This is a genomic window from Curtobacterium luteum (assembly GCF_014646995.1).
Lineage (GTDB): Bacteria > Actinomycetota > Actinomycetes > Actinomycetales > Microbacteriaceae > Curtobacterium > Curtobacterium luteum.
The window spans coordinates 25,876-46,760 of record NZ_BMOI01000009.1; the positions used below are offsets into that span (position 1 = coordinate 25,876).

General features: G+C 71.0%; 20 protein-coding genes and 1 tRNA gene. 13 read left to right on the forward strand and 8 right to left on the reverse strand.

The window, feature by feature from the left end:
* Positions 1 to 1,053, forward strand: a complete 1,053-nt coding sequence (locus tag IEY20_RS11000) for a UDP-N-acetylmuramate dehydrogenase (RefSeq protein WP_175329451.1) — start codon at positions 1 to 3, stop codon at positions 1,051 to 1,053.
* A 144-nt stretch (positions 1,054 to 1,197) separates the two neighbouring features.
* On the opposite strand, the gene IEY20_RS11005 is transcribed toward IEY20_RS11000, so the two are convergent.
* Positions 1,198 to 2,439, reverse strand: a complete 1,242-nt coding sequence (locus IEY20_RS11005; protein WP_022904423.1) for a pyridoxal phosphate-dependent aminotransferase — start codon at positions 2,437 to 2,439, stop codon at positions 1,198 to 1,200.
* A gap of 112 nt (positions 2,440 to 2,551) precedes the next feature.
* Between IEY20_RS11005 and IEY20_RS11010 the strand changes: the two genes are divergently transcribed.
* From IEY20_RS11010 to IEY20_RS11035, 6 genes are all read left to right on the forward strand, one after another.
* Positions 2,552 to 2,624, forward strand: a tRNA-Trp gene (locus IEY20_RS11010).
* A 20-nt stretch (positions 2,625 to 2,644) separates the two neighbouring features.
* Complete coding sequence (gene secE / locus IEY20_RS11015) at positions 2,645 to 2,923, forward strand: preprotein translocase subunit SecE (protein ID WP_022904424.1); 279 nt, start codon at positions 2,645 to 2,647, stop codon at positions 2,921 to 2,923.
* Positions 2,924 to 2,998: 75 nt separating this feature from the next.
* Positions 2,999 to 4,036: a transcription termination/antitermination protein NusG gene (gene nusG, locus IEY20_RS11020; protein WP_022904425.1), complete on the forward strand. Its 1,038-nt coding sequence runs from the start codon at positions 2,999 to 3,001 to the stop codon at positions 4,034 to 4,036.
* 121 nt (positions 4,037 to 4,157) lie between these two features.
* Positions 4,158 to 4,589, forward strand: a complete 432-nt coding sequence (rplK, locus tag IEY20_RS11025; protein ID WP_022904426.1) for a 50S ribosomal protein L11 — start codon at positions 4,158 to 4,160, stop codon at positions 4,587 to 4,589.
* 75 nt (positions 4,590 to 4,664) lie between these two features.
* The gene (gene rplA, locus IEY20_RS11030; protein WP_022834225.1) at positions 4,665 to 5,354 is read left to right on the forward strand and encodes a 50S ribosomal protein L1; all 690 of its coding nucleotides are present in this window, start codon (positions 4,665 to 4,667) and stop codon (positions 5,352 to 5,354) included.
* A gap of 91 nt (positions 5,355 to 5,445) precedes the next feature.
* On the forward strand, positions 5,446 to 6,054 hold the full coding sequence (locus IEY20_RS11035) for a Pr6Pr family membrane protein (protein ID WP_022904427.1): 609 nt from the start codon (positions 5,446 to 5,448) through the stop codon (positions 6,052 to 6,054).
* On the opposite strand, the gene IEY20_RS11040 is transcribed toward IEY20_RS11035, so the two are convergent.
* Together IEY20_RS11040 and IEY20_RS11045 are read right to left on the reverse strand one after the other, a co-directional pair.
* Positions 6,051 to 6,608, reverse strand: coding sequence for a YqaJ viral recombinase family protein (locus tag IEY20_RS11040; RefSeq protein WP_042726767.1), 558 nt, complete (start codon positions 6,606 to 6,608; stop codon positions 6,051 to 6,053). The two genes, IEY20_RS11035 and IEY20_RS11040, sit on opposite strands and share 4 nt — an antisense overlap.
* 342 nt (positions 6,609 to 6,950) lie before the next feature.
* Complete coding sequence (locus tag IEY20_RS11045; RefSeq protein ID WP_188889130.1) at positions 6,951 to 8,177, reverse strand: ROK family transcriptional regulator; 1,227 nt, start codon at positions 8,175 to 8,177, stop codon at positions 6,951 to 6,953.
* Positions 8,178 to 8,321: 144 nt separating this feature from the next.
* Here IEY20_RS11045 and IEY20_RS11050 point away from each other — a divergent pair, with 144 nt between their 5' ends.
* From IEY20_RS11050 to IEY20_RS11075, 6 genes are all read left to right on the forward strand, one after another.
* Positions 8,322 to 9,068: a sugar phosphate isomerase/epimerase family protein gene (locus IEY20_RS11050; RefSeq protein ID WP_188889132.1), complete on the forward strand. Its 747-nt coding sequence runs from the start codon at positions 8,322 to 8,324 to the stop codon at positions 9,066 to 9,068.
* A complete protein-coding gene (locus tag IEY20_RS11055; RefSeq protein WP_229728006.1) occupies positions 9,065 to 10,288 on the forward strand; it encodes a Gfo/Idh/MocA family protein in 1,224 nt (407 codons plus the stop codon). Before IEY20_RS11050 ends, IEY20_RS11055 begins: the two co-directional genes overlap by 4 nt.
* 81 nt (positions 10,289 to 10,369) lie before the next feature.
* Positions 10,370 to 11,671 carry an ABC transporter substrate-binding protein gene (locus tag IEY20_RS11060; protein ID WP_175329449.1) on the forward strand — a complete coding sequence of 434 codons (1,302 nt, stop codon included), beginning with the start codon at positions 10,370 to 10,372 and terminating at the stop codon, positions 11,669 to 11,671.
* A gap of 183 nt (positions 11,672 to 11,854) precedes the next feature.
* A complete protein-coding gene (locus tag IEY20_RS11065; protein WP_022904432.1) occupies positions 11,855 to 12,850 on the forward strand; it encodes a carbohydrate ABC transporter permease in 996 nt (331 codons plus the stop codon).
* Positions 12,843 to 13,682, forward strand: coding sequence for a carbohydrate ABC transporter permease (locus IEY20_RS11070; protein ID WP_188889134.1), 840 nt, complete (start codon positions 12,843 to 12,845; stop codon positions 13,680 to 13,682). Before IEY20_RS11065 ends, IEY20_RS11070 begins: the two co-directional genes overlap by 8 nt.
* Positions 13,683 to 14,068: 386 nt before the next feature.
* A complete protein-coding gene (locus tag IEY20_RS11075; RefSeq protein ID WP_175329447.1) occupies positions 14,069 to 15,007 on the forward strand; it encodes a TolB family protein in 939 nt (312 codons plus the stop codon).
* Positions 15,008 to 15,158: 151 nt separating this feature from the next.
* Here the strand turns inward: IEY20_RS11075 and IEY20_RS11080 are convergent, their stop codons facing one another.
* The 5 genes from IEY20_RS11080 to IEY20_RS11100 form a co-directional block, all read right to left on the reverse strand.
* Positions 15,159 to 15,833, reverse strand: coding sequence for an ABC transporter ATP-binding protein (locus tag IEY20_RS11080; protein ID WP_031273864.1), 675 nt, complete (start codon positions 15,831 to 15,833; stop codon positions 15,159 to 15,161).
* 149 nt (positions 15,834 to 15,982) lie between these two features.
* Positions 15,983 to 17,539, reverse strand: coding sequence for an ABC transporter permease (locus IEY20_RS11085; protein ID WP_175329446.1), 1,557 nt, complete (start codon positions 17,537 to 17,539; stop codon positions 15,983 to 15,985).
* An 87-nt stretch (positions 17,540 to 17,626) separates the two neighbouring features.
* Positions 17,627 to 18,352, reverse strand: a complete 726-nt coding sequence (locus IEY20_RS11090; RefSeq protein WP_175329445.1) for a glycosyltransferase family 2 protein — start codon at positions 18,350 to 18,352, stop codon at positions 17,627 to 17,629.
* Positions 18,353 to 18,402: 50 nt separating this feature from the next.
* Positions 18,403 to 19,788 carry a PIG-L family deacetylase gene (locus IEY20_RS11095; RefSeq protein ID WP_175329444.1) on the reverse strand — a complete coding sequence of 462 codons (1,386 nt, stop codon included), beginning with the start codon at positions 19,786 to 19,788 and terminating at the stop codon, positions 18,403 to 18,405.
* Positions 19,782 to 20,807, reverse strand: coding sequence for an acyl-CoA dehydrogenase family protein (locus tag IEY20_RS11100; protein WP_175329443.1), 1,026 nt, complete (start codon positions 20,805 to 20,807; stop codon positions 19,782 to 19,784). The genes IEY20_RS11095 and IEY20_RS11100 overlap by 7 nt, the downstream gene beginning before the upstream one ends.
* Positions 20,808 to 20,885 lie beyond the last annotated feature (78 nt).

The following is a 20,885-nucleotide window of genomic DNA, read 5'->3' on the forward strand; positions in this document are numbered from 1 at the left end:
GTGACGGACGCCGTCCTCGCCGACCTCACGACGCTCCGCGTCGGCGGTCCCGCGAGCACGCTGCTCACCGCTGCGACCACCGACGAGCTCGTCGCGCACGCGCACACCGCCTGGCAGGACGACGACTGGCTGGTGGTCGGTGGCGGGAGCAACCTCCTCGTCGCCGACACCGGGTTCGACGGAACGGTCGTGCTCGTCAGGACGCGGGGCGTCGAGGTGGTGCAGTCGGACTACCCCGGCGAGCACGCCGACGGCGTCACCGTCCGCGTGGCGGCCGGGGAACCGTGGGCCGCGTTCGTCGCGCAGACCGTGGCGAACGGTTGGACCGGCCTGGAGGCCCTCAGCGGCATCCCGGGCACCGTCGGTGCCGCCCCCGTGCAGAACATCGGCGCCTACGGGGTCGAGCTGTCCGACGTGCTCACCCGGATCGAGTTCCTCGACGCGTCGACGGGGGAGCGCGCGTGGGTGCCCGCGGCCGAGCTGGCGCTCGGCTACCGCTCGTCCACGCTGAAGCACGGGCGACGGGGCGTGGTCCTCACCGTCGAGTTCCGGCTCGGCACCGCGAGCGACGACGGCGTGCCCGTCCGGTACGCGCAGCTCGCCGGCTCGCTCGGCGTCGAGCTCGGCACGCGGGTGGCGCCGGCGACGGTGCGCGACGAAGTCCTCCGCCTCCGGGCGTCGAAGGGCATGGTGCTCGACGGTGACGACCACGACACGTGGAGCGCCGGGTCGTTCTTCACGAACCCGATCGTGTCCGCGGCCTTCGCCGAGTCCCTGCCCGCCGACGCGCCGCGCTGGCCCGCCGGCGACGACGTCAAGCTCAGCGCCGCGTGGCTCATCGAACACGCGGGCGTCCACCGCGGGTACGCGGTCCCCGGGTCGCGCGCCGCGATCTCCTCGAAGCACACCCTCGCGCTGACGAACCGCGGCGGCGCGACGGCAGCGCAGGTCGCCGAACTGGCGCGGTACGTGCAGGTGACCGTGCTCAACCGCTTCGGCGTCACGCTCGTGCCGGAGCCGGTCGTGGTGGGCGACCTGCTCGCCGGGGGCTGACCGTCAGCGCTGACCCTCGTCGCCGGCCGACCTCGAGAGCCGAGCCGTGCCTCCAGGGCGGTGCGCCGGACGGCGCGGCATCCGCTGGACGCAGATCGCGCCCCGTCGTGACGGGGCGCGATCTGCGTCGTGGTGTGCGATCCGCTAGCTGAAGAGCTTCGCCAGCCGCGACACGCCCTCGGCGATGTCGTCGTCGCCGAGCGCGTAGGACAGGCGGAGGTAGCCGGAGGGGCCGAAGGCCTCGCCGGGGACGACCGCGACCTCGGCGTGCTCGAGGATGAGGTCCGCGAGCTCGAGGGTCGTCGTCGGGGTGGAACCGGCCCACTCGCGGCCGAGCAGCGCCGTGACGTCGGGGTAGACGTAGAAGGCACCCTTCGGCGTCGGCGTGTTGAAGCCCGGGATCGCGTTGAGCCCCTCCACGATGGCGCGGCGGCGTCGATCGAAGGCCTCGCGCATGGCCGTCACGGGCTCCTGCGGGCCGTCGAGTGCGGCGATCGCGGCGCGCTGCGACACGTTCGAGACGTTGCTCGAGAGGTGGGACTGCAGGTTCGACGCGGCCTTGACCGCGTCCGCCGGGCCGATGAACCAGCCGACGCGCCAGCCGGTCATCGCGTAGGTCTTCGCGACCCCGTTGACGAGGATCGTCGTGTCCGCGAGGGCAGGGACGGCCTCGAGGACGCCGGTGAACCGGACGCCGTCGTAGACGAGGTCCTGGTAGATCTCGTCGCTGATGACCCAGATGCCGTGCTCGAGCGCCCACTCGCCGATGGCCTTCGTCTGCTCGGCGGAGTACACCGACCCGGTCGGGTTCGAGGGCGAGCAGAAGAGCAGGGCCTTCGTCTTCGGGGTGCGCGCTGCCTCGAGCTGCTCGACGGTGACGAGGTAGTCCTGGTCGCTGCCGGCGAAGACCTCGACCGGGACGCCGCCCGCGAGCCGGATGGCCTCGGGGTAGGTGGTCCAGTACGGGGCGGGCAGCAGGACCTCGTCGCCGTCGTCGACGATCGTCTGGAAAGCCTGGTAGACCGCCTGCTTCCCACCGTTGGTGATGATGACCTGCGACGGGTCGACCGACACGCCCGACTCGCGCGCCGTCTTCTCGGCGACGGCCTGCTTCAGCTCGGGGAGCCCGGTGGCGGGCGTGTAGCGGTGGTTCTTCGGGTCCTGCGCGGCGGCGACGGCGGCGTCGACGACGTGCTGCGGCGTGGCGAAGTCGGGCTCGCCCGCGGCGAACGAGATGACGGGTCGACCCGCGGCCTTGAGCGCCTTGGCCTTCGCGTCGACCTTGAGCGTGGCCGACTCGGCGATGGCCGCGATGCGGGACGCGATGCGCTGCTGCGGGGCGGCGGGGTTGGCGGTGGACTCGGGGCCTTCGGCTGCGGTGCTCACACCCCGAGCCTACCGGGGCGGCACGCCGGGGGCGGCGGTCAAGTGGACACCGTGTGACGGACTCCCGTACACTCGACCACCGGAACGCGGAACGGTGACGAACCGTGTTCGAAGGGCGGTGGCTCAATTGGTAGAGCAGCGGTCTCCAAAACCGCAGGTTGCAGGTTCGAGTCCTGTCCGCCCTGCACATCTGGAAGGGTAGAAGTTGGCGAGCAAAGACGTGGAAGCGACGGCGGACGACGTCGTCGCCAAGGCGAAGCAGGACCGCGCATCGCGTCGCGGGCCGTTCGCTGCCATCGTGCTGTTCATCCGGCAGGTCATGGGCGAACTCCGCAAGGTGGTCACGCCGACCCGCAAGGAGCTCTTCAGCTACACCGGTGTCGTCCTCGTCTTCGTGATCGTGATGATGATCCTGGTCTCGGTCCTCGACTTCGTGTTCGGGCTCGGCGTCGGTTACGTCTTCGGCAACGGGCCGACCGCCTGAACCGGTCCGTCCGACCGCCGGCCGGGCTGATCGCTCGCCGACCCGATCCGCACCACCGAACGGAAAGAACCGACATTGTCTGACAACTCCCGCGACGACATCGACCTCGCGACGGCTGCCGAGCAGTCCTCCGAGGTCGAGGAGAACCAGGAAGGCGACGTCGAGACCGGCGAACTGCTCTCGGCCGAGTCCTCCGAGGAGCGTGCGATCTCCGTGGAGGACGCCGACGACGAGTCCCTCGGCCTGAGCGACGAGCCGGACGACGGCACCGTCGACGCGGGCATCGACGAGGCGCTCACCGCCCTGCAGGAGTCGCGTGACCCCGAGGCCGACGCGGTCGTCGACGACGCCCTCGAGATCGACTCCGCCGACGAGGCGGAGGCCGCTGTCGAGGCCGTCGAGGACGAGGAAGAAGTCGAGCTGGAGTCCGAGACCGCCGAGCAGGCGAACGAGACGCTGGCCGCCGACGAGGCCCTCGACGACGAGCCCGCCGAGGTCGACCCGTACGAGGCGTTCAAGGCCGAGCTGCGGATGAAGCCGGGCAAGTGGTACGTCATCCACTCCTACGCGGGCTTCGAGCGTCGCGTGAAGTCGAACATCGAGAACCGCATGGTGTCGATGTCGATGGAGGACTACATCTACCAGGTCGAGGTCCCGATGGAGGACGTCGTCGAGATCAAGAACGGGCAGCGCAAGCTGGTCACCCGCGTCCGGATCCCCTCGTACGTGCTCGTCCGCATGGACCTCAACGAGGACTCGTGGTCCGTCGTCCGCCACACCCCGGGCGTCACCGGCTTCGTGGGCAACGCGCACAACCCGACCCCGCTCCGCTTCGACGAGGCCTTCGGCATGCTGAAGTCGCTCGTCCAGGTCGCCGAGGCCGCTCCGGCCAAGGGCGGCGCGAAGTCCGGCGGTGCCGCACAGGCGCAGCCGCAGGCCGAGGTCGACTTCGAGATCGGCGAGACGATCACCATCAAGGAAGGCTCGTTCGCGGGCCTGCCCGGTTCGATCTCCGAGATCAAGCCGGAGAGCGGCAAGCTCACCGTCCTCGTCTCGCTGTTCGAGCGCGAGACCCCGGTCGAGCTCAGCTTCGACCAGGTCACCAAGCTGTAGTAAGCTACCCAGGTTTGGCCCCGCACGCTGAGCGTGTGGGGCTTCACCGCGGTCCGGAACGGCCGGGCCCGCGGGAGAGTGCACGGATCCCCGTGCGTTCGATTCCAGGAGGAAACAAGTCATGGCACCGAAGAAGAAGGTCACGGGCCTGATCAAGCTGCAGATCAACGCGGGCGCCGCCAACCCGGCCCCGCCGATCGGTCCTGCGCTCGGTCAGCACGGCGTGAACATCATGGAGTTCTGCAAGGCGTACAACGCCGCGACCGAGTCGCAGCGCGGCAACGTCGTCCCGGTCGAGATCACCGTCTACGAGGACCGTTCGTTCACGTTCATCCTCAAGACCCCGCCGGCCGCCGAGCTCATCAAGAAGGCTGCGGGTGTGCAGAAGGGGTCGTCGACCCCGCACACGGTCAAGGTCGCCAAGATCTCGATGGACCAGGTCCGTCAGATCGCCGAGACCAAGCAGGCCGACCTGAACGCCAACGACATCGAGCAGGCCGCGAAGATCATCGCCGGCACCGCGCGCTCGATGGGCATCACGGTCGAAGCCTGATCCACACCCCCTACACCCTTCCGTGGGAGAGCCTCGCCGGCTCGTCAACCACGTAGCTTCCGCGAGGAGAACACCATGGCGAAGAAGTCCAAGGCCTACCAGGCCGCGGCCGCGAAGATCGAGGCCGACAAGTTCTACACCCCGACCGAGGCAGTCGCCCTCGCGAAGGAGACCGGCTCGGCGAAGACCGACTCCACCGTCGAGGTCGCGCTGAAGCTCGGCGTCGACCCGCGCAAGGCGGACCAGATGGTCCGCGGCACGGTCATCCTGCCGCACGGCACGGGCAAGACCGCCCGCGTCATCGTGTTCGCGGTGGGCGCTGCCGCCGAGGCCGCGATCGCCGCCGGTGCCGACGAGGTCGGTGGCGACGAGCTCATCCAGAAGGTCGCCGACGGCTACACCGCCTTCGACTCGGCCGTCGCGACCCCGGACCTCATGGGCAAGGTCGGTCGTCTGGGCAAGGTGCTCGGCCCGCGTGGCCTCATGCCGAACCCGAAGACCGGCACGGTGACCCCGAACGTGGCGCAGGCCGTCAACGACATCAAGGGCGGCAAGATCGAGTTCCGCGTCGACAAGCACGCCAACGTGCACTTCGTCGTGGGCAAGGCCTCGTTCACGCCGGAGCAGCTCGACGAGAACATCTCGGCCGCGCTCGAGGAGATCGTCCGCCTCAAGCCGAGCTCGTCGAAGGGCCGCTACATCACGAAGGGGTCCGTCGCGACCACCTTCGGCCCCGGCATCCCGCTGGACGTCAACAGCATCTGATCCGAGTCGTCAGGCTCGAACGAGGAGACCCGCACCGGCAACGGTGCGGGTCTCCTCGTCGTCCGGGCTCCTGTCCCGATAGCGTGGCCGCGTGCGCACCCTCGTGAACGCCCTGCGGCTCGTCGCCGTGATCGCCGTCGCGGCCGCGATCCTGGCCCAATGGCTCGTGAGCTCGAAGCTCCCGAGCTACAACTTCTTCAACTACTTCGGCTACTTCACGAACCAGTCGAACATCTTCATCGCACTGGCGTTCGCGATCACCCTGGTGACCGCCGCCCGGCGGAAGCAGGGAGCGCTCGGCACGAGCATCTTCCGCGGTGCGTCGACCGTCTACATCGCGACGACCGGGATCGTCTACAACACGCTGCTCGTCAGCATCGACGTGCAGTCGTCGGTGCCGTGGTCGAACGACGTGCTGCACAAGGTCATGCCCGTGTACGCGGTGCTCGACTGGCTGCTGTTCTCCGACCGGTCGCGCCTGCTCCTCCGGCACGTGTGGCTGTTCCTGATCTACCCGGCCGTCTGGCTCGTCGTCATCCTGATCCGCGGCGCGACCGACGGGTGGGTGCCGTACCCGTTCCTCGACCCGTCGCTCGGGTACGGCGTCGTGGCGCTCTACTGCCTGGGGATCGCCGTCTTCATCGCGCTCATGGGCGTGCTCGTCGTCGGGATGAGCCGACTCCGGATCGTGCGGGTCTAGAGCCGGTCGCGGCGGAGGGTGTCGAGCACCCGGTCGGCGAGGTCGATGAGCACCCGGATCTGGTCGTCGTCGCGGTCCACCCACCGGCACTCCGGCTCGTCGTGCGCGGGGACGAAGTCGTCGTGGCGCTCCCAGACGAACAGGGTGCGGTCGGCGCCGAGGACGTACTGCTGCCACCAGATCTGCCGCAGGTAGTGGCGCGGGATGCTCCGCCACGCCTTCGCGGTCGTCTTGATCTCGGCGAGCACGAGCCGGCCGTCGCCGTCGTGGCCGACGCCGTCCGGGGTGGCGAGGTGGGCACGGTTCGCCGCGGCGTGGAAGAGGTGGGCGGAGGGCTCGATGCCGTGGGTGGCGGCGACCCAGGCGGCGATGACGGGCTCGCGTTCCTTGCCGTGCTCCGTGTAGACGTTGCCGGAGAACCGTGAGCCGTAGCGCTTGTCCGCGACGACCGCGTGGACGGCGCGCAGCGAGGCGAGCCGTGCGACGTCGGTGGCGGTGATGCCCATCGCGCGGGCACGGAGCCACGCGACGCGGTCCGAGGAGTGGGCGACGATGCGCTCGGTGTGTCCGCGGAGGACCGTGAACGTGTCGTGCCGGGCTGTACCCGGGCCGGAACCGGACGCGGTGCCGGAACCGGACGCCGAGCCTGAACCGGACGCGGTGCCGGAGCCGGACGCCGTCCGGGAGGACGACGCGGTGCCGGAGCCGACCGTGCGCGCGACCGGAGCCGACCCGCCGGGCGCGGGACGTTCCTCCAGACCGGGGTCCAGGTCGCCCCACAGGGTGGGCTGCACGATCGTCACCCGACGATTCTCACCCCCGGTACCGACGGAGCGGAAACCGACGCGCGGTCAGGACACCAGCGGTCAGGACACCAGTGGTCAGGACACCAGTGGTCAGGACACCAGCGGTCGGGACGCGAGCGCCCGTCCCTCGGCGAACGCGACGAGCTCGTCGACGCCCGCGGGGGAGAGCGCGTAGCCGATGGCCAGTGCCGCGGCCCCGTGGAGGGCCGCGTGGGCGCCGGCGCGTGACTGCGCGATGACGAGGTGCTCCGTGGCGAGCGGCATCGAGCGGGAGTACACGACCTCGCGGACGCCGGCGAGGAGGTGCTCGCCGGCTCGGGTGACCGAGCCACCGAGCACGATCACCGACGGGTTCATCAGCGACACGCACGTCGCCAACACCTCGCCGATGTCCCGGCCGGCCTGTCGGACCGCCGCGATGGCGTCGAGGTCGGCCCGGGCGACGAGGTCGACGACGTCGCCGCTCGTGTGCGCGTCCCGGCCCTTCGCCCGGAGCGCCCGCGCGATCGCCGGACCGGAGGCGACGGCCTCGAGGCAGCCGGTGTTCCCGCAGTGGCAGGGGATGTCCTCGGCGCGGCTCACCCGGACGTGCCCGATGTCGCCGGCCGTGCCCTGGGCGCCGCGCTGCAGGACGCCGTCCGAGACGATGCCCGAGCCGATGCCGGTGGCCACCTTGACGAAGAGCAGGTGGTCGACGTCGGTCCACCCGCGTTGCCGTTCACCGAGGGCGGCGATGTTCACGTCGTTGTCGAGCAGGACGTGGGCGGCGACGTGCTCCCGCAGCCAGCCGGGCACGTCGAAGCCGTCCCAGCCGGGCATGATCGGCGGGTTCGCCGGACGCCCGGTGGAGAACTCGACCGGGCCGGGCACGCCGATCCCGATCGCGATGACGTCGTCGCGGGCGCGGTCGACCTCGTCGAGGAGCTCGTCGATGACCGACACGAGCCAGGAGAGCGTCGGGACGGGCCCGGCGGCGATGTCGATCAGGGCCTCCCGGGTCGCCAGCGGAGCCCCCGTGAGGTCGGTGACCGCCACCCGGCCGTGCGACGCTCCGAGGTCGGCGGCGACCACGAGCCGGGCTCGCGGCACGAGGGCCACCTGGGCGGGCGGCCGCCCACCGGTCGAGGCCGCGGTCTGCACCGGGCCGACGAGTCCGACCTCGATGAGGGCGTCCAGGCGCACGCCGATCGTCGAGCGTGCGAGTCCCGTCAGGGCGGCGAGTTCGGCCCGGGTCCGCGGCACGCCGTCGCGGAGGATCTGGAAGAGCTCGCTCGTCCCGACCGGCGGCGACGCTGCCGTCCGTGTCAAGTCGACCATGCGGCGAGTAGAGCACACATCGAACAGGACGCGCAACGAAGTCCGTCGAAGTCAACGCAACTTCTGCTTGACCGTCGACAGAAGCGGTCATAGTGTGACGATCGGTCAGTGACGACCGCACCATCTCGACGAGGAGACCTCCTGGTGACCCAACCGCTCTCGGTTCAGCTCTACACCGTCCGCGATGCCCTCTCGGCCGACCTGCCCGGCACGCTGCAGCGCATCGCCGACATCGGCTACACGAACGTCGAACTCTTCGGCTACGTCGACCGTGCGCCCGAACTCCGCGACGCGCTCGCCGCCGCCGGACTGGCCGCCCCGAGCGGACACGCACGCCTGCTGGACGCCGGCGAGCAGGACCTCGAGGCGATCTTCCACGCGAGCGTGACGGCCGGGATGACCACCCTCATCGACCCGCACGTCGACGAGGCCCGCTGGACCACCCGCGAGGACGTGGAGGCGATCGCCCGGGAGCTGAGCGCCCTCGCCCCCCGGACCGCGGACCACGGCCTGACCCTCGGCTACCACAACCACGCGTTCGAGTTCTCGAACCGCATCGACGGCGTCTCCGCCTACGAGGTCTTCGCCGACGCTCTGTCCGACGACGTCGTGCTGGAGCTCGACACGTACTGGGTCACGGTCGGCGGGGACGACCCGGTGGCGGTCATCGGGAAGTACGGCGACAAGGTGCAGTTTCTCCACGTGAAGGACGGCGACGGGTCGCACGACGACACCAAGCAGGTCGCCGTGGGCGACGGGATCATGCCGGTCCGCGAGATCCTCGCGGCTGCGCCGGACGCCCTGCACGTCGTGGAGCTCGACGACCACGAGGGCGACGTCTTCCAGGCCGTGGCCGACTCGTACACCTTCCTGCAGGGGGTCCGCGCATGACCGACACCGCGGCGAACGCGGCTCCGGCCGACACCACGACGGCCGACACCGCGGCGAACGCGGCTCCGGCCGACGCTACGACGCCCGAGTCCGCGACGGCCGCCGACGGCGCACGCCGTACCGGTCCGGTCGGCGTCGGCGTCATCGGCGCCGGGGTCATCTCGGACCAGTACCTGTCGAACCTGACGGTCTTCCCCGACGTGCGCGTGCTCTTCATCGCCGACATCGACCTGCCGCGCGCCGCCGCCCAGGCCGAGAAGTGGGGCGTGCCCGGTTCCGGCACGGTCGAGGAGCTCCTCGCCCACAACGACATCGAGATCGTCGTGAACCTGACGATCCCGGCCGCGCACGTCGAGGTCGCGCAGCAGGTCCTCGCCGCCGGCAAGCACGTGTGGGGCGAGAAGCCGTACGCGCTCGACCGGGAGAGCGCCACGCAGCTCCGCGACGCCGCGGTCGCGGCCGGCACGACGGTCAGCGTCGCCCCGGACACCTTCCTCGGCGCCGGACTCCAGACCGCGCTGCGCACCATCCGGGACGGCCGCATCGGTGCACCGCTCAACGGCTTGACGCTGTTCCAGAGCCCGGGTCCGGAGTCGTGGCACCCGAGCCCCGAGTTCCTGTTCGCGGTCGGCGCCGGGCCGCTGTTCGACATCGGCCCGTACTACCTGACGACGCTCGTGCAGGTCTTCGGCCCGGTGTCGAAGGTCACGGCGACCGCGTCCAAGGCCCGCGCGACCCGGGTGATCGGCTCCGGTCCGAAGGCGGGGACCGAGTTCCCGGTCGAGGTCCCGACGAACCACTCCGCGCTCATCGAGTTCGAGGGCGGCGGCAGCGCGCAGAGCGTGTTCTCGTTCGAGTCGACGCGCGGCCGCACCGGCTTCGTCGAGATCGCGGGGGAGACCGGCACGGTCGTGTTCCCCGACCCGAACGAGTTCGACGGCGACACCGAGCTGTACGCGGCCGGCGCCGAGGAGCCCGAGACGATGCCCGCGGTCGGCTCCACCTACTCGCGCGGCACGGGCGTGGTCGACCTCGCCCGGTCCATCCGTGCCGGCGTCGGCAACCGGGTCCCCGGTGCCCTCGCCTTCCACGTCCTCGACGTGATGGTCTCCATCGCCGAGAGCGCCGAACGTGGGGAGCCGGTGCTCGTCGAGAGCACCGTCGACCCCTCCCCGACCCTCCCCGAGGGCTGGGACCCCGCGGAGTCGACCCTGGCCTGATCGCCAGGGGACGCGCCGCACACAGCAGCACCCGACACGCACCATCCCTGCACCATCTCAACGACGAGAAAGTAGAGAGTCATGCGCACTGCCATCCGCGCACTGGCCATCACCGCGGCCGCGGCACTCACCGTGACCGGCCTCGCAGCCTGCTCCTCCGGAGGCTCCGGTTCGTCCGGCGACTCCAAGACGCTCACGTACTGGGCGTCGAACCAGGGCACCTCCCTCCAGAACGACAAGGAGGTGCTGACCCCCGTCCTCGAGAAGTTCACGAAGGAGACCGGGATCAAGGTCAACCTCCAGGTCATCGGGTGGAACGACCTGCAGACCAAGATCACCACCGCCGTCACCTCGGGCCAGGGCCCGGACGTGGTCAACATCGGCAACACCTGGGCGACCTCGCTCCAGGCCACGGGCGCCTTCCAGGAGTTCGGCGACTCGGAGATGAAGGCGATCGGCGGGGCCGACAAGTTCGGCAAGGCCGCACTCTCGACCGGTGGCGCACCCGGCAAGACCGTCACGAGCGTCCCGCTCTACGGCCTCGCGTACGGCCTGTACTACAACAAGCAGATGTTCAAGGACGCCGGCCTCGAGGCGCCGACGACGTGGGAGGACCTCGTCACCGACGCCAAGAAGCTGACCACGGGCGGCAAGTACGGCTTCACCATCGCCGGTGGTTCGTACACCGAGAACTCGCACTTCGCCTTCATCAACTCGGCGCAGAACGGCGGCGAGTGGTTCGACAAGGACGGCAAGCCCACCTTCACGCAGCAGGCGAACGTCGACGGCATCAAGCGCTACCTCGACCTCATGCAGAGCGACAAGGTCGTCAACACCTCGAACGCGCAGTACGACAACGGCACGCAGGCGGTCTCGGACTTCGCGAACAAGAAGGCCGCGATGATGCTGACGCAGAACAACGCGAACAGCACGATCACGTCGAACGGCATGAGCACGGACGACTTCGGCGTCGTGCCCTTCCCGGCGCCGGAGGGCGAGACGGACATCGCGTCCTTCCCGGCCGGCATCAACCTGTCGATCTTCAAGAACACGAAGAACAAGGACGGCGCCCTGAAGTTCGTCAAGTACATGACGAGCGCTGACACGCAGGCCACGCTCGACAAGCCGTACTCGGCCCTGCCGGTGCTCGCCTCCGCTGCCGACTCGGTCACCGACGAGCAGACGAAGACGTTCCTCGACATCTACAACAACAAGGCGAAGCCGCTCCCGCTGGTGCCCGCCGAGGACCAGTTCGAGTCCACCGTCGGCAAGGCGATGAACGACATGTTCGCCAAGATCGCGACCGGCGGCACGGTGTCCGACAACGACATCAAGACGGCGCTGCAGACCGCGCAGGACCAGGTCTCGCAGTCGGTCGGCTAGTCGGCCTGGAGGCCCGGGGCGCGTCCGCAGGACGCGTCCCGGGCCTCGCCCCTCCACACCCGGCCACCCGCCGGGAGTGAGCCGATCGGCTCACGCATGCCGCGCCTCCCCACGGCCACGGCCACGGCCGCTGCCCCGATCCGCGCGACGCACCCGATCCTCCTCTCCGCCGAAAGGCTTGCCATGTCCACCTCGGTCCTGCCGGACTCCGAGCGCCTCGACCTGACCCGCACGAAGGCCCCGACGCTGTCGGGGCCGCAACCGGGTCGGAAGCCCAAGCGGCACTGGCTGCCGTACGCGCTCGTCGCCCCGGCGATCCTGTTCGAGCTGCTCATCCACATCGTCCCGATGCTCACCGGCATCTGGATCTCGTTCATGCAGCTCACCAAGTACTTCATCGCGAACTGGGGTGCCGCTCCCTTCGCCGGGCTCCGGAACTACTCGGTCGCGATCGACTTCGACCAGGCGATCGGCCAGGGCGTCCTGAACTCGTTCCTCATCACCTGCGCGTTCACGATCCTGGTGGTCGGCCTGTCCTGGACGTTCGGGATGGCGGCGGCGGTCGCGCTGCAGAAGCCGTTCAGGGGCCGCGGCCTCTTCCGCACGCTCTTCCTCGTGCCGTACGCGCTCCCGATGTACGCGGGCATCATCACCTGGAAGTTCATGTTCCAGCGTGACTCCGGCGCGATCAACCACGTCCTCGTCGACCAGCTGCACCTCTTCAGCGGCCAGGGACCGTTCTGGCTCATCGGGTCGAACGCCTTCGTCTCGGTCGTCGTCGTCGCGATCTGGAAGACCTGGCCGTTCGCCTTCCTCATGCTGATGGCCGGCCTGCAGTCCGTGCCGAACGACGTCTACGAGGCAGCGTCGGTCGACGGTGCGAAGCCGTTCCGCCAGTGGCGCTCGATCACGCTGCCGATGGTCCGTCCCGTCAACGTGACCCTGGTGCTCGTGATGTTCCTCTGGACGTTCAACGACTTCAACACGCCGTACGTCCTCTTCGGCTCGACCGCGCAGCCCCCGGCAGCGGACCTGCTGAGCTTCCACATCTACAACGCGTCGTTCATCACCTGGAACTTCGGCTCCGGGGCTGCGATGAGCGTCCTGCTCCTCATCTTCCTGCTCATCGTCACGGGCATCTACCTCGCCGTGACCAACCGGAGGTCCGTCCGTGCGTGAGACAGTCGGCGCCAAGTCGTTCAAGATCGTCACCATCGTCCTGCTGACGCTGTTCACGGTCGTCCCGCTCTACGTCATGATCACGACGGCCATGAAGCCGCTCGGCGACGTCCAGGACAACTTCACGTGGATCCCGTCGACGATCACGTTCCAGCCGTTCATCGACATGTGGTCGACCGTCCCGCTGGCGAAGTACTTCGTCAACTCGCTCGTGGTCTGCACGGTCGCGACGCTGTTCTCGCTCATCATCGCCACGTTCGCCGCCTACGGGGTCTCGCGGTGGAACTTCAAGGGCAAGAGCACGTTCACCACCGCGGTGCTGTCGACCCAGCTGTTCCCCGGCGTGCTGTTCCTGCTGCCGCTGTTCCTCATCTTCACGAACCTCGGCAACACGCTCGGCATCCAGCTCGTCGGGTCGTGGACCGGCCTGATCATCACCTACTTGACGTTCACGCTGCCGTTCTCGATCTGGATGCTCGCGGGCTACTTCGAGACCATCCCGCGTGAACTCGACGAGGCCGCGATGGTGGACGGCTCCGGTCCGATGGGCGCCCTGTTCCGGGTGATCCTGCCGTCGGCCCGTCCGGGGCTCGTGGCCGTCGGCATCTACTCGTTCATGACGGCCTGGGGTGAGGTGCTCTTCGCCTCGGTGATGACGAACGGCGACGGGCAGCTGCTCGCGAACGGTCTGCAGCAGTACTCGACGCAGACGAACGTGTACTGGAACCAGATCATGGCGGCGTCGCTCGTGGTGTCGGTCCCCGTGGTGATCGCGTTCCTCATCGTGCAGCGCCAGTTCGTGGCGGGGCTGACCGCCGGTGCGGTGAAGTAGGCGCGACCACCCGCCGGGAGGCGCGGTGCGGGTCGGACCCGCACCGCGCCTCCCGGCGGTCCCCGCGCGGCGCGGGCCGAGACCCGCGTCGTGCTCCGCGAGTCTCGCGGCGCGGGCCGAGACTCGCGGCGGGCGACCGTTCTCGCGGCTCCGTGCCCGAACAACGTCGCTCAGCCCGAGACTCGGGTCGCTCAGCCCGAGACTCCGGTAGCGCGGGCCGAGACTCGCGGCGCGGGCCGAGTCTCGCGTCGGGCGACCGTTCTCGGGGCTCCGTGCCCGAACAACGTCGCTCAGCCCGAGACTCGGGTCGCGCGGGCCGAGACTCGGGTCGCGCGAGACGAGACTCGAGCCGCGCGCACCACCGACTGAACCGACAGGATGGACCCATGAGCGAACCCCGCGGACGGCAGCTGCTGCCGGGCCAGACGAGCCGCGTGCACGTGTACGACCTCGAGACGCGGACGTCCCGGGTCCTGTTCGAGTCGTCGTCGCTCCTCGTCGAGGCGCCGAACGTCCTCGACGACGGCCGGGTCCTGCTCAACGGCGGTGGCGACCTCTGGTTGCTGCCGCTCCCGCCGGTGGGGACCGTGCTCGACGAGACCGCGCTCGTGCCGGTCCCGATGCCAGGCGTCCCGGAGATCAACAACGACCACGTGCTCGACCCCTCCGACGGCTCGGTCGTGGTGAGTGCTCGCAACGGTGAGCTCTACCGGGTGCCGTTGCCCGACGGTGGCTCCGCGGAGCAGCTGACCGACACGACGGGCGCGCTCCCGACGACACGGAAGTTCTACCTGCACGGCATCGCTCCGGACGGCAGTGCCCTGGCGGCGATCGTGGGGGAGCGCACCGAGGACGGCGTCTGGACCACCGACGTGGCGAGCGTCGACCCCACGACCGGGGAGCCGACGTTCCTCACGCGTGACGCCTTCCCGGACGACGGCTGCACGATCACGCCGGTCGGTGGCATCTGGCTGTTCAACACGGAGCGCTTCACACCGGGGACGGCGCAGCTCGCGACCGTCTGGCCGGGGCACGCCGATCCGGTGCGGATCACGAACGACGACCGGGTGAACTGGTTCCCGCACCTCTCGCCGGACGGATCGCACCTGCTGTGCCTGTCGTACGAGCCGGGCGTGCAGGGACACCCGGCCGACCACCGCGTCGAGCTGCGGCTGCTCCCCGGAGCGCTCGTGCGGGGCGCCCGGATCGCGGTCGAGCCGGAGACCCTCGTGACGCTCGACGGCGGGCAGGGGACGGTCAACGTTCCGCCGTGGTCGCCGGACTCGCGGTGGTTCGCGTACTGCGACTACCCGGTCGCGCAGTAGGGCGCGGGGGCTGCGCGGGCCCGGGACGCCGAGCGGCGCGGGGGCTGCGCGGGCCCGGGAGACCGAGACTCGGCCCCGCGGACGGTTCCGCGGCGTCGGGGCCACGAAACCGTCCGCTGAGCCGAGTCTCGGCAGCGCACCGGCATGCCCGCTACACCTCGCGCACCAGCCCCTGCTTGATGTGCAGCCGACGTTCGGCGCGGCGGGCCACCCACGAGTCGTGCGTCACGATGACCACCGTCAGCCCGCGCTCCTTCCACTGCCGCTCGATGATCCCCATGATCTCGTCGCGCGTCCCCTCGTCGAGCGCACCGGTCGGCTCGTCCGCGAGGAGCACCGACGGGTTCTTCACGAGCGCCCGTGCGATCGCCACCCGTTGCTGCTGCCCGCCGGACAACTCCGCCGGCAGGTGGTCCAGGCGCTCGCCGAGCCCGACCTCCTGCAGCGCGGCCGTGGCACGCGAGCGGACCTCGTCCTTGGACCGGTTCGCGAGCGAGCCCGCGAACGCCGTCTCGACGTTCTCGAGCGCGGTGAGCGTCGGGATGAGGTTGAAGCTCTGGAAGACGAACCCGATCTCGGTCGCCCGGAGGTCCGTGAGTGCCCCGTCCCCGAGTTTCGCGACGTCGTGTTCGCCGAGGAGGACGCTCCCGGCACTCGGCCGGTCGAGCGCCCCGAGCATCTGGAGGAGGGTCGACTTCCCGCCGCCGGTCGGCCCCTGGATCGCCACGAGCTGCCCCTGCGGGATCGTGAGGTCGACGTTCGTCAACGCGGTGACGGTCCGGTTCTTCTGCTTGTACGTCTTGCTCACGTTCTGCAGCCGGTAGATCGGACTGGAGGCGCGGTTCGCCCCCGCCGTGGAGGCTGCGGTCGCCGGGGTGGTCACGGGTGCTCCTGTCGGTTGGGTCGCGTCGTGCGTCGTGGTCGGGTCGGTCGCGTCGTGCGTCGGGGTGGTCGTGTCGCGTGTCGGTCCGGGCATCAGGCCACGCTCCGCAGCGCCTCGGCCGGGCGGAGCCGGCTCGCACGCCAGCCGCCGAGGGCACCGGCGAGCAGCCCGCCGAGGACCGCGAGCCCGATGGCGAGCAGGATCACCTCGACCGTCACGGGGGCGTGGAGGACCACGTCGGTCGTGCTCGCCGTGCTGGCCGCCCCGCCGCCGAAGCCGCCGGCCGGTGCGCCGCCGGTCGTTCCGCTGCCCGCAGCCGCGGTCGCCGCGCCCCCGGGCATGCCGCCACCCGTCCCACCGCGGGTGGAGGTCGAGGCGCTCGCCGAGATGGTCGGGGCGATGACGTTGACGACGAGGATGCCGATCAAGCCCGCCGCCGCACCGATCACGCCGCCGATGAGGCCCTGGACGAGCGACTCGCCGGCGACCTGCCGGGTGATGCGGCCGTTCGACCAGCCGATCGCCTTGAGGGTGCCGAACTCCCGGGTGCGCCGGGTCACGCCGGAGATCGTGAAGAAGATCGCGATGAGGAACGCCGCCGCGAGGACGACGATCGACAACCAGGTGCCGAGGTTCGACACGAGGCTCGACGCGGTGCTCAGCGAACCGGAGACGCTCGAGGCGAGGTCCGCCTCGGTCGAGACGGTGGCGCTGCTGAGCTTCTGCTGCAGCGCGGACTTGATGGTGCTGACGTCGGACGAGGACTCCGCGGAGACGTAGATCGACGTCACCTTGCCGTCGAGGTCGGCCAACGACTGCGCGGTGTCGAGCGGGACGTAGGTGTTCGAGCCCGTGGTGCTCGAGGACCCGGTGGACGCGACGATCCCGATGACGGTGAACTTCGTGCCGCCGATCTCGAGTGTGTCCCCGACGGCCTTGTCCTCGCTCTTCGCGTAGGCGCTGTCGAGCACGACGACGTCCTTGCCGGCGTCCTTCGCCGTGAACGAGCGGCCCTTCGTGATCTCGGTGCTCGTGAGCGGACCGACCGCGTCGCCCGACACCGGGATGCCCGTGACGGTGAAGGAGTCGACGTTGAACGAGCCGCCGCCGAATCCGCCGCCCTCGCCGCCGCTCGGCGGTCCCTGCTGCGTGCTGCTGTCCGACGAACCGGCGTCGGTGCTGCCCGACGCCGAACCACCAGAGCTGCTGCTGTCGGAGCTGCTGCTGCCCTGCTGCACCTGCCCCGAGAAGGTCGTGTTCTCGAGCGTCAGCACACCCGTCGCCGCCTTCACGCCGGTGGTCGCCGTGACGGTCGCGAGGTTCGACGCGTTCAGCGTGCTCGACCCGCGGGCGACCGCCAGACGCGACTGCGACAGGTCGGTCGACCCGCTGTCGCTGCCCGAGCGACTGCCGAAGTCGAAGGACGGCCGGCCGGTGCTCGACGACGTCGGCTGTTCGGTCTTCGTGATCGTGATGTCGGTGCCGACGCCGTACACGGACTGCAGGACGCTCGACTGCGCCGCCTTCACCCCGCTCGCGATCGACGACACGATGACGACCAGGGCGATCGCGAGCGCCATGCCGACGGCGATGATGACCGTCTGCTTCCGGCGGTTCGTGAGCTCGCGCCTGAGGTAGGTCAGGAACATGGTTCTCCTCGGTGTTGGGGACGAGGAGACCGTAGGGAGCGAGTCGATGAGCAGCGCTGCCGGAACCCAAGAGGATCCGATGAGGCCTCAGCCGGCGTCGCCGTACGTCACGCGGAGGTGCTCGGCGTAGCCCCCGGGCGTCCGACCGACGAACCGACCGCTCGTCACCACCGGGAACGCCGTGGTGGCGCGGACGTCGAACCCGAGCGCTCGGGCCCGCGTGACGAGTCGGACGTCCTCGTGCTCGGGGACCGGGTCGAAGCCGCCCGACCCCAGGTACGCGTCCACCCGCACCCCGAGGTTGGCGCCGTGGACGTGCCCGAGCGTCGCGCCGGGCGGGTGCGCGACCCGCCAGCGACACAGGACGTCGGGGTCGAGGTCGTCGGGCTCCGGCTCGACGGCGCCCACGAGCACGTGTGCACCGGCAGCGAGGGCGTCGGCCTGCTGGACGAGCCACGACCCGTGCACGCGGGAGTCCGCGTCGGTGTGGGCCGTCCAGTGCGACTCGGGCGGACCGACGGTCCGCAGGACGTGCGCGACGCCGAGGCTCCGGGCGCGCCCGACCCCGACGGGCCGTGGGCCGGTGTCCACGACGTCGAGCGGGGTCCGTCGCCACGTGTCGTCGTCCGCGATCCGGTCGGCGACGACCTCGGCGGTCCGGTCGGTGCACCCGTCGAGGACCACCGTCACGCCGACGTCGACGCCCGGTCGCTCGCGCCGGAGCGTCCGCACCGCCGCTGCGAGCGCGTCGACGCACGCCACGACGGTGTCGACCTCGTCGTGGGCGGGCACCACCACGTCGACGCGGGGCACCGGACGAGCGGGGCTCACCGGACGAGCGGGGTTCTCCCGACGAGCGGGGCTCACCGGACGAGCCCGTCGGCCCGCGCGACGGAGGGCGTCGACGGGCCGGGGAACACGCTCAGCACGAAGTCCTCCTCGACGTGGCGGACGAGAGCCGGTCGAGGCCACCGCTCCGTGAGCCGCGCGTCGACGGTGTCGCCGTCGGTCACGGCCTCGTCGTCGGGGTGCCGCCAGTGGCAGGCGACGAGGACACCGTCGTCGTCGAGCGCGCCCAGGACCCGGTCGATCGTGCGGTCGAGGTCAGCGGGGCTCAGGTAGTAGCCGATCTCGGAGAGCACGACGAGGTCGAAGCGACCCTCGGGCCAGTCCTCCGGGAGCGCGGCCCGCACGAACCGAGCGCCCGGAGCACGTTCCCGGGCCTGAACGAGCGGCGCCTCGGAGATGTCCGTGCCGAGCACGCGGTCTGCCCGTCCGGCGATCGCCGCGGTCAGCACCCCCGTCGCGCACCCGAGCTCGAGCGCCGACCGGTACCGCTCGCGCGGCAGGGCCGCGAGCGTGACCGCACGCTTCCGGCGTTCGTACCAGGAGCCGTCGAAGTCCCACCCCTCGGGCTTGCGGGCGTAGTGGGCGTCGAACGACTCCCGCGAGCGCGAGCGCGAGCGCGAGCGCCGACGTGCGGACGGGGCCGCGTCCACGGGGAAGTACCACTCGGTCCGCCGGAGGTGGTGTGCTGCGTGCCGTTCGTCGACGATCGCCTCGTCGCCCGGCGCCGGCGAGAGCGGGAGGGTCTGCGACCGGTACGCGGCGAGGGCGGTCCGCTTCCGGTCGAGCGCGTCGGCCGACAACGCCAGCGCGCGGGCTCGGTCCCAGGGTGCCGCGGGGGCGTCCGGGTCGTCCCAGTGCCAGGCCCAGACCGGGTACGCGAGCACGGTGACGTGGTCGTGACCGGCGGCCACGGCCTCGGCGACCTCGCCGGCGACCCGGTGGTCGCGGTGTCCGTCGCCGCGCCAGGGGACGACGAGCAGGACCTGTCCGGTCGCGCTCGACAGCCGCTCGTCGAGCGCCGCGCGGAGGACGTCGGGGTGGTCCCGCAGCGCGCCGTCCGGGACACGGAGCGACGTCCCGACCGCGCCCGGGTGCAACGCCGCCGACGCCGTCCGGAACTCCTCGTCACGCCGCGCCGCGAGGTCGCCGGGGGCGACGGTGGGGGAGTCCGGGTGGGAGCGCTCGCCGCGGCTGACGAGCAGGACCTCGACCGGCACGGCCCGCGCAGCTGCAGTCGCGACGAGGCCACCGGCGCCGAGCGTCTCGTCGTCGGGGTGCGGCGCGACGACGACGACCGAGGCGAACCCGTCGAGGGCGACGTCCTGCGGCGTCAGCGCGTCGAGGAGGGTCGTCCACCGCTGCGGGTCGGTCCCGGGCTCCCGGTGGTCGAAGGTCACCATGCGACACCGCCGCGTTCGAGCACCATCCGGCCGGCTCGGGCGAGGTCGCGGGCGCCGTGGTCCTGCAGCACGTACAGCTCGAGGTCGGCCACCCGCGCAGCGACCGCGGGGTCGGCCGTGAGCGGTGCGGGGCCGATCGTCGCCACGACCCGGTGCCGGACCGCGTCGACAGCACGGCGGACCCGGGCGCGGACGACCTGCGCCTCGAACGCCCAGTCCGTCCCGGGGCGATCGGCGTCGATGCGGGCCGCTGCGTCCGCGAGCGCGTCCTCCGCATCGGCGAGGTCGGCGACCGTCGCGCCGAGTGCGGCCTGCAGCAGTTCGGACCCCGGTCGGGACGCCGCGAGCGACCGCAGCACCCGGGCGAGGCCGACGGCGCCGCCCCACCAGCAGGCCGCGACGCCGATCCCGCCCCAGGCGAACCCCGGGCGTCGGAGGTACCAGCCCGGCTCGCCGACGAGCGAGCCCGGGACGCCGTCGAGGTCGACCGGTCCGCTCGGGACGTCCGGCATGCCGCGGGCCACCCAGACGTCGTCGTGCGCGGTCACGCCCGGGTGCCGGAGGTCGACCGCGACCAGGATCCGCTCGTCCCCGGGGTGCGCGGTGACGAGCGCGTGGCTCAGCGTCGACGCGAGCGAGCACCACGGCTTCGTCCCGCTGAGCCGGACGGTCCCGTCGCCCGTCGCGTGGGCGTCGACACGGAGCCCGGGCGCCTCGGCGGCGAACACGCCCCAGGTCGAGCCGTCGGGCACGGGGACACCGGCCTGGTCGAGGACACTGCGGGCGTCGAGGTGCGGCTCGACGGTGCGCGCCAGCGCGACGTCGACCGCCGCGAGCGCGGCGAGCGTGGCGAAGACGGGTCCGGCCGTGCCCGCGGACAGCGTCGGCGTGGTTGCGGCGACCGCCTGCGCGACGGCCAGCCGTTCCGCCGGGGTCGCACCGTGCCTCCCGGCCGGTCCGACCGCGTCGTCGACGTCGACGGCGCGCGCAGCCGCGGACCATGCGGAGGAGTGCAGCATGCGGTCACCGTACGGAGCGTTCCCCGGGCGGCCGCCCGGGTCCGCGTTATCCGTCTCATCCGTGATCCACAGAACGCG